This is a genomic window from Citrobacter sp. VF227 (assembly GCF_052950715.1).
In genome coordinates this window covers 1-321 of record NZ_JBRFVF010000701.1, presented here as the reverse complement: position 1 = coordinate 321, position 321 = coordinate 1, and the positions used below count along the sequence as shown (strand labels likewise).

The window sequence follows — 321 nt, the reverse complement described above, 5'->3', positions numbered from 1 at the left end:
ATCCGGGCTACCGGCACCATAAACCGTTTTCTCCGGGGTATGAGATGCGCTGCTGGTTCCGGGCCGGCCGGCGTAAACTGTGGTATCGCTGGCGGCAGCGACACATGCTGAGCCACATCACTGAAACCCTGGACAACCAGTATTATCTGGCCATTCTGCAGGTGTACAACGACAGCCAGATCCTTTTCCACAGTCCGTATAAAGACGTCCGGGAGTATATTGAGACGGTGATCCGCTCGTTTGCGCGGCATGCCCCGGCGCAGAGCCATCTGGTGTTTAAACATCATCCGATGGACAGGGGACACCGCTTTTATGGCCCCC

Annotated in this window: 1 protein-coding gene; it reads left to right on the top strand. The window is 57.0% G+C overall.

All coding sequences use genetic code 11. The features are described 5' to 3' along the window. Positions 1-321: capsular polysaccharide export protein, LipB/KpsS family (locus ACU8YC_RS28640; protein WP_446896471.1), on the top strand; the 321-nt coding region annotated here is incomplete at both ends.